General features: G+C 59.7%; 18 protein-coding genes and 1 pseudogene. 3 read left to right on the forward strand and 16 right to left on the reverse strand.

What is annotated here, in order from left to right:
* Positions 1 to 63: 63 nt before the first annotated feature.
* The 7 genes from FEE99_RS27230 to rplM all read right to left on the reverse strand — a co-directional run bounded on the left by FEE99_RS27230 (position 64) and on the right by rplM (position 4953).
* Positions 64 to 477, reverse strand: a complete 414-nt coding sequence (locus FEE99_RS27230; RefSeq protein ID WP_016773263.1) for a ClpXP protease specificity-enhancing factor — start codon at positions 475 to 477, stop codon at positions 64 to 66.
* A 16-nt stretch (positions 478 to 493) separates the two neighbouring features.
* A complete protein-coding gene (locus FEE99_RS27235; protein ID WP_007961620.1) occupies positions 494 to 1111 on the reverse strand; it encodes a glutathione S-transferase N-terminal domain-containing protein in 618 nt (205 codons plus the stop codon).
* Between the two features lie 146 nt (positions 1112 to 1257).
* The gene (locus FEE99_RS27240) at positions 1258 to 2040 is read right to left on the reverse strand and encodes a cytochrome c1 (protein WP_041479966.1); all 783 of its coding nucleotides are present in this window, start codon (positions 2038 to 2040) and stop codon (positions 1258 to 1260) included.
* On the reverse strand, positions 2040 to 3251 hold the full coding sequence (locus FEE99_RS27245; protein WP_016773261.1) for a cytochrome b: 1212 nt from the start codon (positions 3249 to 3251) through the stop codon (positions 2040 to 2042). The genes FEE99_RS27240 and FEE99_RS27245 overlap by 1 nt, the downstream gene beginning before the upstream one ends.
* A complete protein-coding gene (gene petA / locus FEE99_RS27250) occupies positions 3251 to 3844 on the reverse strand; it encodes a ubiquinol-cytochrome c reductase iron-sulfur subunit (protein WP_041479967.1) in 594 nt (197 codons plus the stop codon). Before petA ends, FEE99_RS27245 begins: the two co-directional genes overlap by 1 nt.
* A 273-nt stretch (positions 3845 to 4117) precedes the next feature.
* Complete coding sequence (gene rpsI / locus FEE99_RS27255) at positions 4118 to 4510, reverse strand: 30S ribosomal protein S9 (RefSeq protein WP_003228056.1); 393 nt, start codon at positions 4508 to 4510, stop codon at positions 4118 to 4120.
* A gap of 14 nt (positions 4511 to 4524) precedes the next feature.
* Entirely contained in the window at positions 4525 to 4953 is a 429-nt protein-coding gene (gene rplM / locus FEE99_RS27260; RefSeq protein ID WP_003228062.1) for a 50S ribosomal protein L13, read from the reverse strand.
* A 244-nt stretch (positions 4954 to 5197) separates the two neighbouring features.
* On the opposite strand from rplM, the pseudogene FEE99_RS27265 reads away from it, so the two are divergent.
* Positions 5198 to 6238: pseudogene (locus FEE99_RS27265) on the forward strand (NADP(H)-dependent aldo-keto reductase).
* Between the two features lie 156 nt (positions 6239 to 6394).
* Here the strand turns inward: FEE99_RS27265 and FEE99_RS27270 are convergent.
* Complete coding sequence (locus FEE99_RS27270) at positions 6395 to 7531, reverse strand: acyl-CoA dehydrogenase family protein (RefSeq protein ID WP_041479969.1); 1137 nt, start codon at positions 7529 to 7531, stop codon at positions 6395 to 6397.
* 250 nt (positions 7532 to 7781) lie between these two features.
* On the opposite strand from FEE99_RS27270, the gene FEE99_RS27275 reads away from it, so the two are divergent.
* Positions 7782 to 8678 carry a GlxA family transcriptional regulator gene (locus FEE99_RS27275; RefSeq protein ID WP_163012735.1) on the forward strand — a complete coding sequence of 299 codons (897 nt, stop codon included), beginning with the start codon at positions 7782 to 7784 and terminating at the stop codon, positions 8676 to 8678.
* Positions 8679 to 8851: 173 nt separating this feature from the next.
* Here FEE99_RS27275 and zapE read toward each other — a convergent pair whose 3' ends face one another.
* The 3 genes from zapE to FEE99_RS27290 all read right to left on the reverse strand — a co-directional run bounded on the left by zapE (position 8852) and on the right by FEE99_RS27290 (position 12046).
* Positions 8852 to 9946 (reverse strand): cell division protein ZapE, encoded by a 1095-nt coding sequence (gene zapE / locus FEE99_RS27280; protein ID WP_016773254.1) that lies wholly within the window; start codon positions 9944 to 9946, stop codon positions 8852 to 8854.
* Positions 9947 to 10036: 90 nt separating this feature from the next.
* Positions 10037 to 11392, reverse strand: a complete 1356-nt coding sequence (locus FEE99_RS27285; RefSeq protein WP_041479971.1) for a tryptophan--tRNA ligase — start codon at positions 11390 to 11392, stop codon at positions 10037 to 10039.
* 24 nt (positions 11393 to 11416) lie between these two features.
* Complete coding sequence (locus FEE99_RS27290) at positions 11417 to 12046, reverse strand: alpha/beta hydrolase (RefSeq protein WP_041480035.1); 630 nt, start codon at positions 12044 to 12046, stop codon at positions 11417 to 11419.
* A 144-nt stretch (positions 12047 to 12190) separates the two neighbouring features.
* Here FEE99_RS27290 and FEE99_RS27295 point away from each other — a divergent pair, with 144 nt between their 5' ends.
* Entirely contained in the window at positions 12191 to 12625 is a 435-nt protein-coding gene (locus tag FEE99_RS27295) for a YhcB family protein (RefSeq protein ID WP_016773251.1), read from the forward strand.
* 255 nt (positions 12626 to 12880) lie between these two features.
* On the opposite strand, the gene FEE99_RS27300 is transcribed toward FEE99_RS27295, so the two are convergent.
* From FEE99_RS27300 to FEE99_RS27320, 5 genes are all read right to left on the reverse strand, one after another.
* Positions 12881 to 13615: an OmpA family protein gene (locus FEE99_RS27300; protein ID WP_041479972.1), complete on the reverse strand. Its 735-nt coding sequence runs from the start codon at positions 13613 to 13615 to the stop codon at positions 12881 to 12883.
* A 120-nt stretch (positions 13616 to 13735) separates the two neighbouring features.
* Positions 13736 to 14380: an MBL fold metallo-hydrolase gene (locus FEE99_RS27305; protein WP_041479973.1), complete on the reverse strand. Its 645-nt coding sequence runs from the start codon at positions 14378 to 14380 to the stop codon at positions 13736 to 13738.
* Positions 14381 to 14440: 60 nt separating this feature from the next.
* The gene (locus tag FEE99_RS27310; protein ID WP_041479974.1) at positions 14441 to 17176 is read right to left on the reverse strand and encodes a LuxR C-terminal-related transcriptional regulator; all 2736 of its coding nucleotides are present in this window, start codon (positions 17174 to 17176) and stop codon (positions 14441 to 14443) included.
* A gap of 344 nt (positions 17177 to 17520) precedes the next feature.
* The gene (locus FEE99_RS27315) at positions 17521 to 18885 is read right to left on the reverse strand and encodes a DUF1329 domain-containing protein (RefSeq protein WP_024014265.1); all 1365 of its coding nucleotides are present in this window, start codon (positions 18883 to 18885) and stop codon (positions 17521 to 17523) included.
* A gap of 27 nt (positions 18886 to 18912) precedes the next feature.
* Positions 18913 to 20802, reverse strand: coding sequence for a DUF1302 domain-containing protein (locus tag FEE99_RS27320; RefSeq protein ID WP_143979009.1), 1890 nt, complete (start codon positions 20800 to 20802; stop codon positions 18913 to 18915).
* Positions 20803 to 20898: the final 96 nt, after the last annotated feature.

Genomic DNA, 20898 nt, shown 5'->3' on the forward strand with positions numbered 1-20898 from the left:
TCCGGCAGCTCCTACACGACCAATGCAGGCACAAAAAAGGCGATCCATCCGGATCGCCTTTTTTTATTTCACAACCTTCAAGCTTGGCCGGCCACTCGGACGTGGCGGCTCGCTGCCCGGTGGCGGCGAGTCGTCATCCGGATCAATGTCTTCCTCGTCGTCCATCGGCAACTCGAGGTCAAACACCATGCCCTGGCCGTTCTCCCGGGCGTAGATGCCCAGGATCGCGCTGATCGGCACGTAGAGACTGTGCGGAACACCGCCGAAGCGGCCTTCGAACGTCACCACGTCGTTATCCATGTGCAGATGACGCACGGCACTGGGCGAGATGTTCAGGACGATCTGGCCGTCACTGGCAAAACCCTGTGGCACCTGCACCGCCGGGTACTCGGAGTTGACCAGCATGTGCGGGGTGCAATCGTTATCCACAATCCACTCGTAGAGCGCGCGGACCAGATAAGGTCGACTGGAGTTCATAGCGGCTCCTTAAGCCTTAGCGCATATCGCGTTCGACACCAGACAGACTTGCCTGGAAAGCCTCACGCGCAAACTGACGCTCCATATAATCAAGCAGCGGCTTGGCCGGCCGCGGCAGTTCAATACCCAGAATCGGCAAACGCCAGAGTATGGGTAATAGGCAGCAATCCACCAGACTTTGTTCCTCACTGAGGAAGAACGGTTTGTCGGCGAACAGCGGCGAAACGCCGGTCAGGCTTTCGCGCAGTTCCTTGCGCGCCACGACCCGTGCAGCCTCTTTGCTCTTGGGATCCAGAATCAGATCCACCAGCCCGCACCAGTCACGCTGAATCCTGTGGATCAGCAGACGACTGTTGGCCCGCGCCACCGGATAAACCGGCATCAGCGGCGGGTGCGGGTAACGCTCATCCAGATACTCCATCACCACGGTCGACTCCCACAACGCCAGGTCACGATCGACCAGCGTCGGCAGACTGCCGTAAGGGTTCACCTCAATCAGTTTAGGCGGCTGGCGGCCCGCTTCCACGTAGATGATTTCGGCGCTGACACCCTTCTCTGCAAGCACGATGCGCACTCGGTGGGAATAGTGGTCGGCGGGGTCGGAGTAACAGGCCAACCGATTGGTCACGCCCATGGCGATCCTCCTCGCTTGTTGAATTTGTCGGAACCGGAAAAACGCGCGCGCCCAGAGGGCACCTCCCGCAGGGTCTGACTGAGCAGACCCTGCTTTAGCGGAGGCGCCCTTGGGCGCGCGCGATTAACAGCAATGCTTGAAGCGTATCAGTGCACGTCTTTCCAGTATTCACGCTTGAGCAGGTAGGCGAACACAAAGAAGAACGCCAGGTACAGCAAGACATAAGTACCGATGCGCTGATGTTGCAGCTTAACCGGGTTAGCCGAGTAAGCCAGGAAGGTTACCAGATTCTTGACCTTCTCATCGAACTGCTCTTGGTTCAGAGCACCGGACTTCGGCACGATGGTCAACTGATCACACGCTTCATGAGTCAGCGGCGTGCCGGTCAGCGGATCGTATTGCTTCTTGCCGTCCTCGACGATCTGCACCTGCTTGCAGCCGACGACCTGCCGACCTTGCAGGCCGACCAGCACGTTAGGCATGCCGACGTTCGGGAAGACCTTGTTGTTCACGCCCCATGGACGCGCCGGGTCTTCGTAGAACGACTTCAGGTAACCGTACAGCCAGTCGGTGCCGCGTACCCGCGCTACCAGAGTCAGGTCCGGCGGCGCTGCGCCGAACCAGGTCTTGGCGTCGGCCGGCTGCATGCCGATGTTCATGTGGTCGCCAATCTTGGCACCGGTGAACACCAGCTTCTCCAGCATCAACTCGTGCGGAATGCCGAGGTCATCGGCAACGCGCTCGTAACGCTGGAACTTGGCGCTGTGGCACCCCATGCAATAGTTGGCAAAGGTCCGTGCACCATCCTGCAGGGCGGCTTTGTCGGAGACGTCGATATCGACACTTTCCAGTTCCGGACCATGCCCCCCGGCAGCAAAAGCCAGGGAAGGCAGCGCAGTAAAAATCAGAGCAAGAAATAACTTTTTCATCAGCCAGTCACCCTTTCCGGAACCGGTTTGGTCTTCTCGAGCCGGGTGTAGAACGGCATCAGAATGAAGTAGGCGAAATACAGGAAGGTGCAGACCTGCGACAGCAACGTGCGCCCCGGCGTCGGCGCAAGAACGCCGAGGATGCCGAGAATCACGAAAGAAATGCAGAACACCACCAGCCAGATTTTGCTCATCCAGCCCTTGTAGCGCATCGATCTCACCGGACTGCGATCCAGCCATGGCAGCACGAACAGCACCGCAATCGCCGCGCCCATGGCGATAACGCCCATGAGCTTGTCCGGCACCGCACGCAGGATTGCGTAGAACGGAGTGAAGTACCAGACCGGGGCAATGTGCTCAGGCGTCTTGAACGGGTTAGCCGGCTCGAAGTTTGGTTTTTCGAGGAAGTAGCCGCCCATTTCCGGGAAGAAGAACACAATGAAGCAGAAGATGAACAGGAACACCACAACGCCGACAATGTCCTTCACCGTGTAGTACGGGTGGAAGGCGATGCCGTCCAGCGGGATGCCGTTTTCGTCTTTGTGCTTCTTGATATCGACGCCGTCAGGGTTGTTCGAGCCCACTTCGTGCAGCGCCAGAATATGCAACACCACCAGACCGAGAATCACGATCGGCAGCGCGACAACGTGCAAGGCGAAGAAGCGGTTCAGGGTGATTCCGGAGATCAGGTAGTCACCACGAATCCACTGGGTCAGATCATCGCCGATCAGCGGAATCGCACCGAACAGCGAGATGATCACCTGGGCGCCCCAGTACGACATCTGGCCCCAAGGCAGCAGGTAACCCATGAACGCTTCGGCCATCAGTGCCAGGTAGATCAGCATGCCGAACACCCAGACCAGCTCGCGCGGCTTCTGGTACGAGCCGTAGAGCAGGCCGCGGAACATGTGCAGATAGACGACGATGAAAAACGCCGAAGCGCCGGTCGAGTGCAGCAGACGCAGGATCGAACCGTACTCGACGTCGCGCATGATGTATTCGACGGAAGCAAATGCCTCTTCTGCCGACGGCGTATAGCTCATCGTCAGCCAGACGCCGGTAACGATCTGGTTGACCAGCACCAGCAGCGCCAGCGAGCCGAAGAAATAGAAGAAGTTGAAGTTTTTTGGTGCGTAATATTTGCTGAGATGGTCTTCCCACATTTTGGTCGCGGGAAAGCGCGCATCAACCCAATCCATGAACTTGCTCATCACGCTTTCTCCGTATCGACGCCAATGACAATCAGCTCATCGGTCTCATAGGAATGCGGGGGAACTGGCAGGTTCAAAGGCGCAGGTTGCGACTTGTAGACGCGGCCAGCCAGATCGTAGTGGGAACCGTGGCACGGGCAGAAATAGCCGCCTACCCAGTCTTTGCCCAGATCCGCAGGTGCCACTTCGGGACGGAAGGTCGGTGAGCAACCCAAGTGCGTACAGATCCCGATCAGCAGGAGAATTTCCGGCTTGATCGAGCGTACTTCCGGGTCGACATAAGTGGGTTGCGTGGAGTTTTTGGAGGTCGGATCGGAGAGCTGACCCTCGATCTTCTTGAGATTCCCCAGGATTTCCTCGGTACGGCGGACAATGAACACCGGCTGGCCGCGCCATTCAGCAATCATCTGCTGGCCTGGCTCGATTTTGCTGACATTCACTTTCACCGGTGCACCGGCAGCTTTCGCCTTGGCACTGGGAAACCATGACCCCACGAACGGGACCGCAGCCCCCACCGCTCCTGCAGCACCCACCACGGATGTGGCTGCCACCAGGAAGCGACGCCGGCCTGCATTCACGCCGTCATTGCTCATTCAGTCCTCTCCCATCAGCTTTTTTGGCCTGTTAAATCAGGCGTCTACTAAATAAATCAAATGTTACTTATAAAAATTTTGCCCGAATGGTAATGAAAACCCCCAATTCTGACAAGGTTAATTCCCCGGGGCTCAACCCCTTAAGCCTTGGAGTATAGGGGGTCTACGGCTGTGGCAAGTTGTCACAACGCAATTCTTTGATAAATCGCACGCATAAAAAAACGCCCGCTTCCGTGAGGAGGCGGGCGTTCTTTTTTGAACGCGGAAGCGGAATTAACGCTTCGAGTACTGCGGACGCTTACGCGCTTTACGCAGACCAACTTTCTTACGTTCAACTTCACGGGCGTCGCGGGTAACGAAGCCAGCTTTGCGCAGAGCGCTACGCAGGGTTTCGTCGTAGTCCATCAGAGCGCGGGTGATGCCGTGGCGGATTGCGCCAGCCTGACCACTTACACCACCGCCGATCACGGTGACGTAGATGTCGAACTTCTCGACAGTCTCGGTCAGCTCCAGCGGCTGACGAACTACCATGCGGGCAGTTTCGCGGCCGAAGAAGTTATCCAGCGAACGGTTGTTGATGGAGATGTTACCAGTACCCGGACGCAGGAAAACGCGTGCGGTTGCGGTCTTGCGACGGCCAGTGCCGTAATTTTGAGTCGCCGACATAATGAACTATTCCGTTAAATCTTCAGTTCTTGGGGCTGCTGAGCAGTATGAGGGTGTGCAGCGCCCGCATAGACTTTCAGCTTACGGTACATGTCGCGACCCAGTGGGTTTTTAGGCAGCATGCCTTTAACCGCGGTCTCGATCACGCGCTCAGGGGCTTTGGCGATCAGCTTTTCAAAGTTGATCGACTTGATGCCGCCCGGGAAACCGGAGTGGGAGTAGTACATTTTGTCAGTGGTTTTAGCGCCGGTAACACGGATCTGCTCAGCGTTGATGACGACGATGTAGTCGCCGGTGTCAACGTGAGGAGTGTACTCAGGCTTGTGCTTGCCACGCAGACGGCTCGCGATTTCGGTGGCCAGACGACCCAGGGTCTGACCAGCAGCGTCGACGACAAACCAGTCGCGCTTTACTGTTTCCGGTTTAGCAGTAAAAGTTTTCATTCTTTATAGCCTCAGGGGCCGCCTGTAAATAAGACGGCGGATCTTACTGAATAGTGCGTACTTTGACAAGTCAAAGGCAGCCGGATACAGACGCTTTCGGGGGCTCGGGTCGGCGCGTCCGTTCAACGGCAAGATTCTTCGGCGGCGGCGCATCACTTCCACTGCAGAAAGAGGTCGGCAATTATGCAGATTGCGAAAAATTTTTCAACCTGCTTTTATGATTGTTTTGCCCAAGGAGCACCCGATGGACTATCGCCAGCTAGGCCGTACCGATCTGAACGTGAGTGCAATCTGCCTCGGCACCATGACCTGGGGCGAGCAAAACACTGAAGCTGAAGCCTTCGCCCAGATCGGAAGGGCCAAGGAAGCCGGGATCAATTTCCTCGACACCGCCGAAATGTATCCGGTGCCGCCCAAAGCCGAAACCTACGCCACCACCGAGCGCTACATCGGCAATTACTTCAAGAGTCGCGGTGACCGTGCCGACTGGATCCTCGCCAGCAAGATCGCCGGCCCCGGCAACACCATCGATTACATCCGCGACAAGAACCTGCGCCACAACCGCCAGCACATCACCGAGGCGCTGGACGGCAGTCTCAAGCGCCTGCAGACCGATTACATCGATCTGTATCAACTGCACTGGCCGGAACGCAGCACCAACTTTTTCGGACAGCTGGGCTACAAGCATAAGATCGAAGCCAACCTGACGCCGCTGGAAGACACCCTCGAAGCCCTCGACGAACAGGTGAAGGCCGGCAAGATTCGCCACATCGGTCTGTCCAACGAGACGCCGTGAGGCACCATGCGCTTTCTGGCTCTGGCCGAAGCCCGTGGCTGGCCGCGTGCAGTGTCGATCCAGAACCCGTACAACCTGCTCAACCGCAGCTTCGAAGTCGGCTTGGCCGAGATCGCCATCCGCGAACAGTGCGGCCTGTTCGCCTACTCGCCACTGGCGTTCGGCTTCCTCTCCGGCAAGTACGAAGGCGGCGCCCGTCCAGCGAAAGGACGCCTGAGCCTCTACAGCCGCTTCAGCCGCTATTTCAACCCGCAATCCGAAGCGGCGTGCAGCCGTTACGTTGCATTGGCCCGTGAACACGGTCTGGACCCGGCGCAAATGGCACTGGCCTTCGTGACCCAGCAACCGTTCGTCACCAGCAACATCATTGGCGCGACGACGCTTGAGCAACTGGACAGCAACATTGCCAGTTTTGATCTGAAACTGTCCGATGAAGTGCTGGCCGGGATCGAGGCGATTCACAAGGATCATCCGAATCCCGCGCCGTAACTGACCGCCAAAAGCTTCGCGAGCAGGCTCGCTCCCACAGGTACCGTGATCCCCTGTGGGAGCGAGCCTGCTCGCGAAGGGGCCAGTCGGATTACCTCAACAGCGTAACGCGGAGCGTCCCCGGCGGCATTCCCACGCAGAGCGTGGGAACGATCATCAGAGCGACCGCGCAATAATCTCTTTCATGATTTCATTGGTGCCGGCATAAATCCGCTGCACCCGCGCATCCGCCCACGCCCGGGCCACCGGGTATTCCCACATGAAGCCGTAGCCGCCATGCAGTTGCACGCATTCGTCGAGCACTTTGCATTGCAGGTCGGTGCCCCAATATTTGGCCATCGCCGCCGTCGGCACATCGAGTTTGCCTTGCAGATGCAACTCCAGGCAACGGTCGACAAAAACCCGGCCGATCTGGATCTCGGTAGCCATCTCGGCCAGTTTGAAGCGGGTGTTCTGGAAATCGGCAATCGACTTGCCGAACGCCTTGCGATCACGGGTGTAATCCAGCGTCCATTGCAACGCCGCTTCAGCCGAGGCCAGGCCGCCAATCGCCACGGTCAGGCGCTCTTGCGGTAACTCCTGCATCAGATAGGCAAACCCGGCCCCCGCCTGGCCGAGAAGGTTTTCCTTCGGCACGCGCACGTCCTGGAAGAACAATTCGGAGGTGTCCTGCGCTTTCATGCCGACCTTCTCCAGGCGCTTGCCTTTCTCGAAGCCCGGCGTATTCGCCTCCACCAGGAACAGGCTGGTGCCCTTGGCCCCGGCCTTCGGGTCGGTCTTGGCCACCACGATGACCAGGTCAGCCAGAAAGCCGTTGGTGATAAAGGTTTTCGAGCCGTTGATCACATATTCGTCACCGTCCAGCACCGCCGTGGTTTTCACCCCTTGCAGGTCGGAACCGGCGCCAGGCTCGGTCATGGCAATCGCCGTAACCATTTCCCCCGAGACCAGTTTCGGCAGGTATTTGTGTTTCAGCGCCTCGCTGCCGTAATGCAGGATGTACGGCGCGACGATATCCGAGTGCAGCGAAAAGCCGATGCCGGTCAGTCCCAGACGCCCGACTTCTTCAATCACCACGGTGCTGTAGAGGAAATCCGCGCCCAGCCCGCCGTACTCTTCCGGCAGGTGCGAACAAAGCATCCCCGCCTCCCCCGCCTTGTTCCACAGCGCGCGATCGATGTGCCCCTGCTTCTCCCACTGCGCGTGATACGGCACGGCCTCTTTTTCGAGGAAAGTTCGCACGCTGTCGCGGAACAATTCGTGTTCGGGGCTGAACAGGGTTCTAGGGATCATGCGGCACCTTTCTTTGTTGTTGGAGGGATTCGGCTCTCAGAGACTAAGCCCCGCTTCCGCTACGGGACACTGGACACATCCGACAAAAAATAAGACGATCCAGCCGTCTGGTGACCACTTTCCCTTATAAAAACAAAACAAAAGTTGAATTATGTCTAAGCACGTCTCCCCGCCCTTGCGGCGCGTCAGCATCCTGGCCATCGACCGGGTTTTCGCTTACACCCTCATGCAGGCCAAGGATTTTTTCCATGTGGCCAGCCTGCGTTACGGCAAACAACTGGGCCACGGCCTGACACCGGCGTTTGAAACGCGCCTGGTCAGCCCCGATGGCAAACCGGTAAAAAGCTTCAGCGACGTGGTCATGCCAGTCGACGGTGGCTTGGAAAACGCCGATGTGATCATCCTCCCGGCGTTCTGGGACGACTTCGATACGCTGTGCGGCCGTTACCCGCAAATCCTGCCGTGGCTGCGCGAACAGCATGCGCGCGGTGCGGTGTTGTGCGGCGAAGCTACCGGGGTGTTCTGGCTCGCCGAAGCCGGGCTGCTCAACGGCAAGGAAGCGACCACCTACTGGCGCTTCTTCAATGCCTTCGCCGAGCGCTTCCCCAAGGTCTATCTGAATCAGGACAAGCACCTGACCGACGCCGACAATCTCTACTGCGCCGGCGGTACTACCTCGGCATGCGATCTCTATATCTATCTGATCGAACGCTTCTGCGGCGCGAACGTGGCGCAAGCCGTGGCCCGCGACATCCTCTACGAAGTGCAGCGCAGCTATTCGCCGGGACGTATCGGTTTCGGTGGGCAGAAGCTGCATCAGGACGTGATCATCCTGCAGATCCAGCAGTGGCTCGAAGAACATTTTGCCGACAAGTTCCGCTTCGAAGACGTCGCCCGCGAGCACGGCATGAGCATCCGCAACTTCATGCGCCGCTTCCAGACCGCCACCGGCGACAAGCCGCTGCATTACTTGCAACGCCTGCGCATCGAGACGGCCAAGGGCCTGCTTTCGGGCACGCGCAAAAGCATCAAGACCATCAGTTACGAGGTCGGTTACGACGATGCGAGCTTTTTTGCGCGATTGTTCCGCCAGCACACCGAACTGTCGCCTAACCAGTATCGGCAACAGTTTCAGCAGGCTGCGTAACTCAACTGCGCGATCCAATGTGGGAGCGAGCCTGCTCGCGAATACGTACTTACCTGCAACATTGACGTTGCTGACACTGCGCTTTCGCGAGCAGGCTCGCTCCCACAGGGAAAAACTTCAGCGCATAAAAAAGGCCTGCAATCGCAGGCCCTTTTTTGTCGCCGAGACTCCGCTTAAGGCTTGTGCGCCCGCGACAGAAACTCGTGGGATTGCATCTCCAGCAGTCGGCTCAGCGTGCGCTGAAACTCGAAGGTCAGGCGTCCGCCGGTGTACAGATCCTTCAGCTCGACTTCGGCAGAAATGATCAGTTTGACGTTGCGGTCGTAGAATTCGTCGACCATGTTGATGAAGCGCCGGGCGATGTCGTCGGTGGTGACGCTCATCTGCTCGACGCCGCTAAGCAGCACGGCGTGGAAGATCTTGCCCAGTTCGATGTAGTCGTTCTGGCTGCGCGGGCCGTCGCACAGTTCGCGGAAGTCGAACCAGGCCACGTCGTCGCAGGTGCGCAGAGCGCGGATTTCGCGGTTCTCGATGATCAGCACATCGTTTTCAACCGCCGCCGTGCACTCCGGCGTCAGTGCCTTGAAGCTCTTGCGCAGGCTTTCGTGGGCGGCTTCGTCGAGCGGATAGTGGAACAGCTCGGCTTGCTCGAGGTGACGCAGACGATAGTCAACACCGCTGTCGACGTTGACGATCTCGGTGTTCTGCTTGATCAACGCGATGGCTGGCAGGAAGCGCGCGCGTTGCAGGCCATCCTTGTACAGGCCGTCCGGCACGATGTTCGACGTCGCGACCAGGGTCACGCCGTTCTTGAACAGCTCTTCCATCAGCGTGCCGAGGATCATCGCGTCAGTGATGTCGGAGACGAAGAATTCATCGAAGCAGATCACCCGCGACTCGGCCGCGAAGCGCTTGGCGATGATGGTCAGCGGGTTCTTCTCGCCGCCCAGGGTTTTCATTTCTTCGTGCACACGCTTCATGAAGCGGTGAAAGTGCGTGCGGGTCTTTTCCTTGAACGGCAACGCTTCGAAGAAGGTGTCGACCAGGTAAGTCTTGCCACGACCGACGCCGCCCCAGAAATACAGGCCCTTGACCGGTGCCTGATCCTTTTTGCCAAACAGCTTGCCGAGCAAGCCCGGCTTGTTCTGGTCAGCGGCGATCAAGTCGTCGTACAGACGCTGCAAGTGACGCACAGCAGTTTCCTGCGCGGCGTCATGGAAGAAGTCCGGGCGTTTCAGATCAGCTTGATATCGTTCTAGGGGCGTCATAATTCGTTAGCAAGGCAACAAAAACGGGCCGTCACTGTAGCGACGGCCTGTGGGAATGGCAATCGGCCCTTGGTCGGGTCGTGCCGCCGATCAGTCTTGAGCTGGAGTCAGCGCGACGCGCAACGCCTCGATGGCGGCGTCCCGCGCACCGATGTCGGCAAACGCCGGGCTGTCGCCCACGCACTCACCGGCCAGCCAGACGCTGAAGCTCAGTTCTTCAGTACGCACATCCAGGGGCTCGCCGGACTGCAACTGTTTGGTCGCCTGGCCGGCGGTTTTGCCGTCGGCGAAGTTACGCGACAGCAGCAATTGCTCGCCATCGGCCGCCAGCAGACGGAAACGGAAGCTGCCGTCGTCCTCGCGGAAGCTGACGAAACGTGCGGCTTTCGCGGCTTTCTTCTTGGTAGTCGCGGCCACCTGAACCTGATTGACGAAAGAACGCAGGCCAACGGCTTCACGCAATTCGTTGAGGAACGGAGTGGCCACGGCGCGAGCCTTCTTCGCACCAATCTGCAGGATGTCTTCCAGGTCCGCCGGACGCTCGATCAACTGGTGATACTTCTCGCGCGCCTCGCCCAGCTCATTGTCGAGCAACTGGAACAGGCGATTCTTCGCCTCGCCCCAACCCAGACCACCGAGCAGTTCGCTGCGGAATTCGTCAGCCTGCGCCGGGGTGGCGAAGGCCTGGAACAGAGTGAACAGGTGCGAGTTATCGGGATCTTTCGCTTCGCCCGGGGCCTTGGAGTCGGTGACGATCCGCGAGATCGCGTCCTTCATTTCTTTCGCGCTGCTGAACAGCGGAATGGTGTTGTCGTAGCTCTTCGACATCTTGCGACCGTCGAGGCCTGGCAAGGTCGCCACGCTTTCTTCGATCAGCGCTTCGGGCATGGTGAAGAACTCTTTGCCCTGGCCGAACAGATGGTTGAAACGCTGACCGATATCGCGGGCCATTTCCACGTGCTGAATCTGATCACGACCGACCGGCACCTTGTGCGCGTTGAACATCAGGATGTCCGCTGCCATCAGCACCGGGTAGCTGTAGAGGCCCATGGTGATGCCGGCATCCGGGTCTTCACCGGTTTCGAGGTTCTTGTCCACCGACGCCTTGTAAGCGTGCGCACGGTTGAGCAGGCCCTTGGCGGCGACGCAAGTCAGCAGCCAGGTCAGCTCGGGGATTTCCGGGATGTCGGACTGGCGGTAGAACGTCACGCGGTCGACATCGAGGCCACCGGCCAGCCAGGTCGCGGCGATTTCCAGACGCGAGCGCTGGATGCGCAGCGGGTCATCGCATTTGATCAGGGCGTGGTAATCGGCCAGAAAATAGAACGAATCTGCCTGGCTGTCGCGGCTGGCGAGGATTGCCGGGCGAATGGCCCCAGCGTAGTTGCCCAGGTGCGGCGTGCCAGTGGTGGTGATGCCGGTGAGAATGCGGGTACGGTTGGTCATGGGTAATCGCTTGTCAGACTGCAATCAATTCGAGAGACGCGGCAGCAGCAGATCCTTGAGATCGGTCAGCTTGCCGTGAAAAAAGTGTCCGCATTCTGCCACTTTCAGCAGCTCATGGGGGCGCTGGAGTTGTTCCGACCACTGGTAGACCAGTTGCGGATCGATGACTTCATCGGTTTCCGGCTGGATCACGGTCAACCCGCCGTGCTGCGGCAGTTGATCCTCCTCGCCCAGACGCATCACCGCCGGGGCAACCATGAACAGGTGCTCAAGCTGCACGCCCTGGGCTTCGAGACGGCCGCCGAGACTTGCTGCAACAAATCCGCCGAAGGAGAAACCGAACAGGGTCAGCGGCAGATCCGGGTGTTTTTTCCGCAGCCATGTGGCGGCGGCCTGGGCGTCGTCGACTTCACCGGTGCCCATGTCGTGCGTGCCCTGGCTGGCGCCGACGCCGCGATAGTTGAAACGCAAGGTGATCAGGCCTGCGTCGCGCGCGGTGCGCTGCAGGGTCGAGACGACCTTGTTGAGCATGGTGCCGCCCTGTACCGGGTTCGGATGGCAGATCAGCGCGATGCCGCGCGGCTGCTCGTTATCCAGATACAAAGCCTCAATTTGGCCGACAGGGCCGTCAATCACTACAGGGGTTTCACGCATCAGCAAGGGAGGAACTCCGTGACCTCGAATCGGGTCGACTCGTCTAGCAAATTGTCTGTGCCAATCTATTGCGAGTGAATCGCGGTATACAGCGCAGGTTCGAGCCGTTAACGTAAAGCAAAGCCGTTTATAGAGGAAGGACTCGTGGAACACTCGCTCTTAGTTTGGTTGTTACCGACTCTTGCCCTGGTTGTGGGTGTCGCCATTGGATTCCTGATCGCGCGCGTTGCGCCGAACGCCGCACCGAGCCGCACGCAGCGTCAACTGGATGATATCCAGGAGCGTTTCGACAGTTATCAGAACGAGGTGGTCACCCACTTCAACAGCACCGCGATGCTGGTCAAGAAACTGACCCAGAGCTATCAGGAAGTGCAGGACCACCTCGCCGAGGGCGCCAATCGTCTGGCCCTGGACGAGCAGACCCGCCAGCGCCTGATCGCCGCCCTGCACGCCGACGCAGCGCAAGCACCTCGCGAACGCCTGACGCCACCGCGCGATCAGGAGCCACCGCGTGACTACGCACCGAAATCGCCAAATTCCCCTGGCATGCTCGATGAACATTATGGTCTGAAGAAGTAATCGGGTTTCGCGCCCAACAAAAAGCCCCCGAACAATGCTGTTGTCCGGGGGCTTTTTTGTATCGGCTGATTTTGCGGTGACAACACTGGCCTTTTCGCGGGCAAGCCCGCTCCCACCGGTATTGGCGGTGGCCACAAAGTCTGTGTTCCACACCTGACCCCTGTGGGAGCGGGCTTGCCCGCGAAGAGGCCGGCACTGCCCAGACAAAAAAATGCCCGATCACAGGATCGGGCATTTCTTCATTCAGGCAATCGCTTATGGATACTGCTGCACCGTACCCGGCTGTTGCTGCTGACCACCATACTGCTGACCCGGAATCGCTTTCAGGTTGACTTCAACGCGGCGGTTCTGCGCGCGGCCGTTGACGTCGCCGTTGCTGGCAATCGGGTTATCCGGGCCGGCGCCACGGGCCGACAGGTTGGCACCGCTGACACCTTGCGAGGTCAGGTAGGTCGCCACGCTCTGCGCACGACGTTGTGACAGGTCCATGTTGTGCTGGCGGCTGCCGGTGCTGTCGGTGTAACCGACGATTTCGATCTGGTTCTGGTTGAACTCCTTCAGCGAGTTGGCCAGGTTGTTCAACGGCTGGTAGAAACTCGGGGCAATGTTCGCCGAATCGGTGGCAAAGGTGATGTTGCCCGGCATGATCAGCTTGATCTGATCGCCCTGCCGCTGCACTTCAACGCCAGTGTTGGCCATGCTCGCGCGCAGTTTCTTTTCCTGCTGGTCGGCGTAGTAGCCGTAGCCTGCTGCGGAGGCACCGACGACAGCAGCGCCGATCAAGGCGCCCTTGCCACGGTTGTCGTGACCGATGGCGGCACCGGCGAGTGCGCCGGCCAGTGCACCGAGGCCACCGTATTTGGCGGTTTTGCTCATGCCTTGCGAGCCACCGTCGGCCTGACCCTGATTGTCATACGGATTAGGCGAGGCGCAGCCGGACAGCACGGCCACGGCAGTAGCGACAATAATCAAACGACGCGTGGTGAACATGGAGAGCTCCTGGTTTTCTGCATTCTGTGGTGCAGCGGCCACTGATCAATCAATGGACCTGCGCGGGCGTTGGATCATGACAATGCCTAAAAATTCCGCCCGCTGCCCGTGACAAAAAATTCAGGCACGCACAAACGGGTTCTCGCGCATCTCATCACCCAGACGCGTATCCGGGCCGTGCCCGGTGACAACCGTTGCATCCTCGTCCAGCGTATACAGCCGCTGCTTGATCGAACGCACGATGGTCGCCTGATCGCCACCCCACAAATCCGTGCGCCCTACCCCGCGACGAAACAGCGTGTCGCCGGCTATCAACAGCTTAGCCTCGGAAAACCAAAAGCTCATGGACCCGGGTGTATGTCCCGGCGTGTGCAGTGCCACACCGCAACCGCAGGCCAGTTCTTCGTCATCGCTCAACCAGCGATCCGGCGATGGAACCGGGGTGTAAGGCACGCCGAACATCTGGCATTGCATCTCCAGATTGTCCCAAAGGAACTGGTCTTCCTTGTGCAGATGCAGGGTCGCGCCGGTTTTCTCCTTCATCTGCCCGGAAGCGAGAAAGTGATCGAGATGCGCGTGGGTGTGGATGATGCTGACGACTTTCAGGCCATGGGCATCGAGACGCGCCATGATCAGATCAGGGTTGCCGCCGGGATCGACGACGATGGCTTTTTTTGTGAGCGGGTCGCCGATGATGGTGCAGTTGCACTGGAGCGGGCCGACGGGGAAGGTTTCGCGGATAAGCGCAGGGCTGGGCGTGGTCATGGAAAAATCCTGGACAGGGTCAACGCCGTTGGCAACGGCCGATGGCGAATTTTACCGCCGCTAGAGCAATAACCCCAACGCCTTCGCCCGCGCCACTGCCTGCGTACGCCGCTCAACCCCGAGCTTGCTGTTGATATGGCTGGCATGGGTTTTCACGGTGTGCAGGGAAATGAACAACTGCTCGCTGATTTCCTGATTGGAACAGCCTTGGGCGATCAGGCGCAGCACCGCCAGTTCGCGGCTGCTGAGTTGTTCGGTAGCGGAGCTTTCCACAGCCGGGCGTGGCGCGGCTGTTGGGAACTGTGTGAGCAATTGCTGGCTGACGGCGAGGCAGGAAAGCGCCTGCAATTGCCCGCGCAACCAGTCGGCATGGTTTTTCAGCAGCGCATCAAAGGGTTGGTAGACGCCGCCGGCCGCAGCTTCCAGCGCCTGACTCAACACCTTGCGCGCCTCGGGCTCGCGTCCACTCGACAGCAACAGCGCCACCTTCTGCGTCAATGCCATCACGCTCAGCAACTGCCGCCCGGTCTGCTGGCCGTTCTCATGCAACACATTCAAGCGTCCTTCGGCGAGCATAGGCTGCCCCTGAATCACATCGAGCAGCGCCTGCTGCAATTCGACGTGCAACGGCAGCTGCGGATGAAACTCTGGCGGTGCCGCAGCGTGTTCGCCGGTGTAGGTCTGGCCCAATCGTGCAAGCCACGCCTCGGCAAGATCAATCCGGCCCTGGGCCAGCCACAGTTCGCATTTGACCAGGGTGATCATCGCCAGATAGTAGATCGGCGGTACGTCCCAGATGTGCATCAGGCGTTCGGCTTCGGCGAGTTCGGCGAAGGCCTTGGCGAATTCGCCACTGGCGCCGTCCAGGCGAGCGATCACGCAGTGCCCGATCAGCACGCTGATGTCGCGACAGGCGCGCGCCTCGCCAATGCCGGCCAGCAGACGCACGCGAGCGGCTTGCGGCTGCAAACGCATCGCCAGCAGGAAACCTTCATACAACGTCAGCCGTGCGCGTACGGCGTACAGGCGTTGCGGCGACAGACCGCGCAAGCGCTCCAGACCCTGATGCACTTCATCCAGCGCACGCAGAATCTCGCCCCGCGATTGCAAGACTCGAGCTCTGTCGTAGTGAGCCAGTGCTTCGAATAATGGATTGCCGACCCGTTGCGCCAGCTCGAGGGATTCACGGTTCAGCCCACGGGCGCGCCACAGATCACCGTCGGCGATCGCCAGATTGGACAAGGTCGACAGGCACATCAGCCGCTGGCCATAACGTTTGGCCGGCAGGCTCTCCAGTGCTTCGCTGCAATAACGCAGGGTCAGTTCGCGATGGCCGCGCCCGCGAGCGATGATCCCGCTGAGCGCCAGCCATTGCGCCAGCATGGATTTTTGCGCGGTGGCCGAAGGCGCCGGCAGGAAACGGCTCAAATGGCTGGCCAGCTCTTCAGCGGCGTCGAGCTGACAGGCCAGCCCCAGCGCCCAGCTGTAGAGCACGATCAGCCGTGGCGTGCTGATCAGCAGGCTGTCGGGCAAGTCCATTTTCCAGCGCAGCAGCATGCCGACGTTCTGCTCGGCGAGCAGCTGTTCTTCGGACAGGTTCTGTACCAGATTCGCCGCAACATCGAGATGCCCGGCACGCAACGCCTGCTCCACCGCTTCGTCGAGCAGGCCCTGCGCATTGAACCAGCGGCAGGCGCGCAAATGCAGGGTGGCGTTCGGCACCATCGCCTGGGCGATTGGCCGGCTGCGCAACAAGTCGGAGAACAAATGGTGATAGCGATACCAATGACCGTGCTCGTCCAGCGGCACCAGAAACACTTGATGGGCGAGTAGAAAACGCAGGATTTCCGCGCTGTCATGGGCTTCACGGACAGCGTCACACAGCTCGCTGCAAAAGCGTTCCTGCGGTGCGGTTTCGTAGAGAAACGATTGCACTTCGGCCGGCAAGCAATCGATGACTTCTTCGAGCAGATAGTCGCGTATCAACCCCTCGCCGCCGTTCAGCGCTTGCGGCAGCGCGGCATCGTTGCCCGCCTCGGCCACCGCCAGCAGCCAGAAGCGCAGGCCGGCGACCCAGCCTTCGCTGCGCTGGATCAGGCTTTCCAGTGCTTCGCCGCGCAGTGAGCTGCTGTGGCGATCGAGCAAGGTCAGGGCCTCGTCGTGGGTCAGGCGCAAATCCTGTTCGTGCAGCTCGAGCAACTGCCGCGACAGGCGCAGACGCGCTAGATGCCAGTCCGGGCGCTGACGGCTGGTGACCATCACCAGCAAGCCATCGGGCAGATGATTGAGGAAAAATTGCAGGCAACGATCCAGCACCGGCCCTTGGGCGAGGTGGTAGTCGTCGAGCACCAGCAGCAGCGGTGCAGCAGGATCGAGATGCAGCGCCAGCTCATCAAGCAGACCGTCGAGCCATTCTTCAAAAGCGAATGGCTGATGACGCTGACGCATTTTCAGCAGACCAAGAGCGCCAGCGCCCAAGGCCGGAAAGTAGTCCTGCAGACCTTCGAGCAAGCGCTCAAGAAAGCGTCCGGGATCGCTGTCACGTGGACTCAAGCCCAGCCAGAGACTTTGCCAGTGCGCCGGCAGGCTCTGACAGAACTCCACCGCCAGCGAGCTTTTGCCGAACCCGGCCGGGGCGCTGACCAGCAGCAACCGACCTCCGAGCCCGGCCTGCAGACGCTGGCAAAGGCGCGGCCGCAAGACATAGCCATCAGGCAGCGGCGGGCGGAAAAAACGCCCGTCCAGTGCTGCGACGGTGATGCTTGCGGGACCCGGAAGTGGGGACAGATCAGTCATGGCCGGCTCTTGTTCGAAGGCGATTGGCGGCGTTGCAGATGTCCGCAGCCTAGCCTTAAACGAAGAGGTAATGAAGGTCGCTGCTACAAATGGCTACAAAAAGCCTACACAGCGCCGCCAAAATCCGGCATCACCGACCAATCGCGACCACGATGAATCCGTGTAGGAGCTGCCGAAGGCTGCGATCTCTTGACTTTGCTTTTTCCAGAATCAAAAACAGGATCAAAAGATCGCAGCCTTCGGCAGCTCCTACATGAGCGGTGCGGCGTGAAACCGCACGCAAAAAAACGCCCCGAACCGGTCGGGGCGTTTTCACGAGGATGCGGCCTCGGGTTTACGCAGGTTTAGCGAACACCATCCTGACGCAGAGCGGCCGGGGTGAAGTCGCTGGTGGTAGCGGTGAAGCCGAAGTCATACGCCTGCTTCTCTTCGTTCTTCATGCCCAGTGCCAGATAGCGGCCGGACTGCAGGTCGTAGAGGGTTTCGAGGGCGTACCACGGCACTTGCTTGTCGTAGTAGTTCTCGGCATGTGCCTCGGCTACACGCCACAGTTGGCCACGACCGTCATAGTGGTCGATGACCGCTGCCTGCCAGGTGTCCTCGTCGATGTAGAAGTCACGTTTGGCGTAGATGTGGCGCTGGCCTTCCTTCAGGGTCGCGACGACGTGCCAGACGCGGCGAAGCTCGTAGCGTGCCAGGTCCTGGTTGATGTGACCGGCCTTGATGATGTCCGAGTACTTCAGTTTCGGATCGTCGAGCTTGTAGCTGTCGGAGGCGATGTACATCTCTTTCTTGCCTTCGAGCTTCCAGTCGTAACGATCCGGCGCGCCGTTGTACATGTCGAGGTTGTCCGAGGTACGCAGGCCGTCGGCGGCAGTACCCGGGCCGTCATACGACACTTGCGGTGCACGGCGCACACGACGCTGACCGGCGTTGTAGACCCACGCCGAACGCGGCTCTTTGACCTGATCGAGCGTCTCGTGCACCAGCAGTACGCCACCGGCCAGACGCGCCGGCGCGGTCACTTTCTGCTTGAAGTAGAACAGGATGTTGCCCGGGTTCGCCGGATCGTAATCCTTCATCTTGTCGCGGAACACGAACTGATCCTGGAAGTAGACCAGGCTGTACGAGCCGTTCGGTTGCGGCGTGGCCTGGGTCACCAGACGGGTCACGCTGCCGCCGCGATAACGGGTGATGTGGTTCCAGATCACTTCCACACCGGTTTTCGGGATCGGGAACGGCACGGCGGTATCGAAGTTTTCCAGACCGTTGCCGCCGGACACCAGGTTGGTGCTGGTGGCGTTCTTCTTGATCGCGGCGAACACGTCATCCGGCACGGTGGCGCCGCGATGGGACGGATAGACCGGCATCTTGAAGGTTTCCGGGTAGCGCTTGAACATCGCGTACTGGCCCGGGGCAAGCTTGTCCTTGTACTTGTCGACATCCTTTGCGGTGATGGTGAACAGCGGCTGCTCACTGGCGTAAGGGTTGGACAGGAAGCCCTTGCTGTCGACGCTGCCGGCATTTTTTGGCAGCGGTTTCCAGGCCGGGATCGAACCGTCGGCATTACCGGCCATTTCCGCGCCCATCGGCGTCAGGCTCTTGCCCAGTTTATCCGCTTCGGCAGCAGGCACCGCCGCCATGACGCTGGTCGCCAGCAGCGACAGGCCCAGAACACCGGCGTGGAACAGACTCTTTGTTATTTTCATAAATTCATTCGTCCTGAAATGCAGTGCTTAGAAGTTCACGCCGAAGCTGAGCGCCACGAAGTCGCGGTCATCCACGGTGGTGTACTTGCCGTCGAAGAAATTGGTGTAAGCCAGGCTCGCGGTGTAGGTGTTCTGGTATTCGGCGTCGACGCCCAGGCTGACCGCTTTGCGACCTTCCTCGAAGTTGCCGCCAGGGCCTGGCGAGTAACCGCTCACGTCGTGGGACCAGGCCACGTTCGGCTTGAGGTTCACACCGGCAAACACGTCGTTGTATTCCCAGATCGCCCGACCACGGTAGCCCCACGACATCGACGTGGTGAAGCCGTCGTTTTCGCAATTGCGGCTGCGGTTGTTCTGCGGCGAACCCGGGCCTGCGCCGTTGATGGTGCTGTTGTTGAGGATGTTGGCGCAGGTATCGACTGTGCCAGTAGCCGGCAACTCACCCGGACCGTAGACCGGATCACGGCCGTAACGCTTGTCGGAACGGCTTTCCAGGCCACCGACGTAGGTCGCGCCGACTTCACCGACGAGGGTCAGACGGCTGGCGCCCATGACCTGATCGAAGAAGTGCGTGAAGGTAGTCTGGATCTGGGTGATTTCCTTGCGCTCATAGCCATGCAGATCCTGACCCGGCACGCCAGTGAGCAACGAAGCGTTGGTCAGCGCGCCGCCCAGTGGACGCACGCCGGCAAACAGGATGTCGGTGGAGTTCAGTTGCACCGGCGCGTTCGGACGGTAGCTGATCTCACCGCTCCACGCCGTACCGGTAGGCAGAGTGGTGGAGAAGCTCAGACCGTAGAGACGAATGTCTTCCGGATATTCGATGAAGTAATTCGAATTGCCCGCAACCAGCAGCGGTGCGAGTGCGGCAAACGGCCCCGGCAACCCGGCAGCGGTGTTGTAGACCGATTGCGGCGCGCCGGTTGCACTGAAGATCGGTGCACGGCTGTGGTAGTTCATGAAGTAGGCGCCGAACTCGGTGTCGAGTGGCTCGAACATGTATTTGAGGGACGCGCCCCACTGACCGCTGTCGCGCGCGTCACGGTCCGGCCCACGGCGCACCAGCACGCCTTCTTGGTCGACGTTCACACCGTTGGCGGCCAACGGCCCCAAAGCGATCGCCGGAATCTGCGAACGCTTGTTCAGTACGCGCAGATTGCTGTCGCAACCGTCAGCAACGATGTCCGGCTGGGAGAAGAAGGTGCCGCAGTTGTCGACGACGGTCTGGTCCCATTCCAGTTGGTAGAACGCTTCGGCAGAGAGGTTATCGGTGAGGCTCTGCGACACATAGAACATGTTGACCGGAATCAGGCCTTCCTTGATCTCGACGCCCGGACGACGGAACGCGGAGACGTCGATCGGGTTGATCGAGTTGATGCCACCGCCGATGAAGGTACTTTCACCCCAGCTCACTACCTGCTTGCCCAGACGCACGGAGCCCGGCTGATCGGCAATCGCGTAGTTGTGGTAGACGAAGGCGTCGAGGATCTGCCCGCCGGAGGACTTGGCGCCCTCTTTGCGGTTGCTGTCGCTGATGTCCTTGAATTCGCGGCTCTCGTCCTTCAGTTCGAAGTCGTACCAGTATTTGCCACGGACGAACACGCCGGTGTCGCCGTATTTCAATTCAAGGTCATGGATGCCCTTGAAGATCTTCGAAAAGGTTTCGCCGCTCTTGAAGTTGGCGTGCCCGTCATCGGAAGTCTGCGACAGGCCACGGCCGCCGTTGTTGACGCCGATAAGGTTCTTGTTCGGGCTCTGAGTAGACCAACTGGCACCGATCGACAGGGACGAGTCGAACTGGCCTTCGATTTCACCGACGTTGAAACTGACGCCGAATGCAGGCCCGGCGAGCGAGGAGGCAAGACTGACCGCCAGAGGCAGTTTCGCCCGGCGCCAGAACTGGTTTACTGAGGTCATCGACGCTACTCCATGTGCATTATTGTTATGGCAGTGAGTACTTTTAAAAACGCTGTGGAGGACCGGGCGCCAAGGCTGCCCGAAATCGCTCCAGAG

The sequence above is a fragment of the Pseudomonas sp. ef1 genome, from assembly GCF_007293365.2.
GTDB lineage: Bacteria > Pseudomonadota > Gammaproteobacteria > Pseudomonadales > Pseudomonadaceae > Aquipseudomonas > Aquipseudomonas siliginis.

Coding starts and splice junctions, on each gene's coding strand:
- FEE99_RS27230 (WP_016773263.1), bottom strand. CDS start 477: ATGAACTCCAGTCGACCTTATCTGGTCCGCGCGCTCTACGAGTGGATT.
- FEE99_RS27235 (WP_007961620.1), bottom strand. CDS start 1,111: ATGGGCGTGACCAATCGGTTGGCCTGTTACTCCGACCCCGCCGACCAC.
- FEE99_RS27240 (WP_041479966.1), bottom strand. CDS start 2,040: ATGAAAAAGTTATTTCTTGCTCTGATTTTTACTGCGCTGCCTTCCCTG.
- FEE99_RS27245 (WP_016773261.1), bottom strand. CDS start 3,251: ATGAGCAAGTTCATGGATTGGGTTGATGCGCGCTTTCCCGCGACCAAA.
- petA (WP_041479967.1), bottom strand. CDS start 3,844: ATGAGCAATGACGGCGTGAATGCAGGCCGGCGTCGCTTCCTGGTGGCA.
- rpsI (WP_003228056.1), bottom strand. CDS start 4,510: ATGTCGGCGACTCAAAATTACGGCACTGGCCGTCGCAAGACCGCAACC.
- rplM (WP_003228062.1), bottom strand. CDS start 4,953: ATGAAAACTTTTACTGCTAAACCGGAAACAGTAAAGCGCGACTGGTTT.
- FEE99_RS27270 (WP_041479969.1), bottom strand. CDS start 7,531: ATGATCCCTAGAACCCTGTTCAGCCCCGAACACGAATTGTTCCGCGAC.
- zapE (WP_016773254.1), bottom strand. CDS start 9,946: ATGACGCCCCTAGAACGATATCAAGCTGATCTGAAACGCCCGGACTTC.
- FEE99_RS27285 (WP_041479971.1), bottom strand. CDS start 11,392: ATGACCAACCGTACCCGCATTCTCACCGGCATCACCACCACTGGCACG.
- FEE99_RS27290 (WP_041480035.1), bottom strand. CDS start 12,046: ATGCGTGAAACCCCTGTAGTGATTGACGGCCCTGTCGGCCAAATTGAG.
- FEE99_RS27300 (WP_041479972.1), bottom strand. CDS start 13,615: ATGTTCACCACGCGTCGTTTGATTATTGTCGCTACTGCCGTGGCCGTG.
- FEE99_RS27305 (WP_041479973.1), bottom strand. CDS start 14,380: ATGACCACGCCCAGCCCTGCGCTTATCCGCGAAACCTTCCCCGTCGGC.
- FEE99_RS27310 (WP_041479974.1), bottom strand. CDS start 17,176: ATGACTGATCTGTCCCCACTTCCGGGTCCCGCAAGCATCACCGTCGCA.
- FEE99_RS27315 (WP_024014265.1), bottom strand. CDS start 18,885: ATGAAAATAACAAAGAGTCTGTTCCACGCCGGTGTTCTGGGCCTGTCG.
- FEE99_RS27320 (WP_143979009.1), bottom strand. CDS start 20,802: ATGACCTCAGTAAACCAGTTCTGGCGCCGGGCGAAACTGCCTCTGGCG.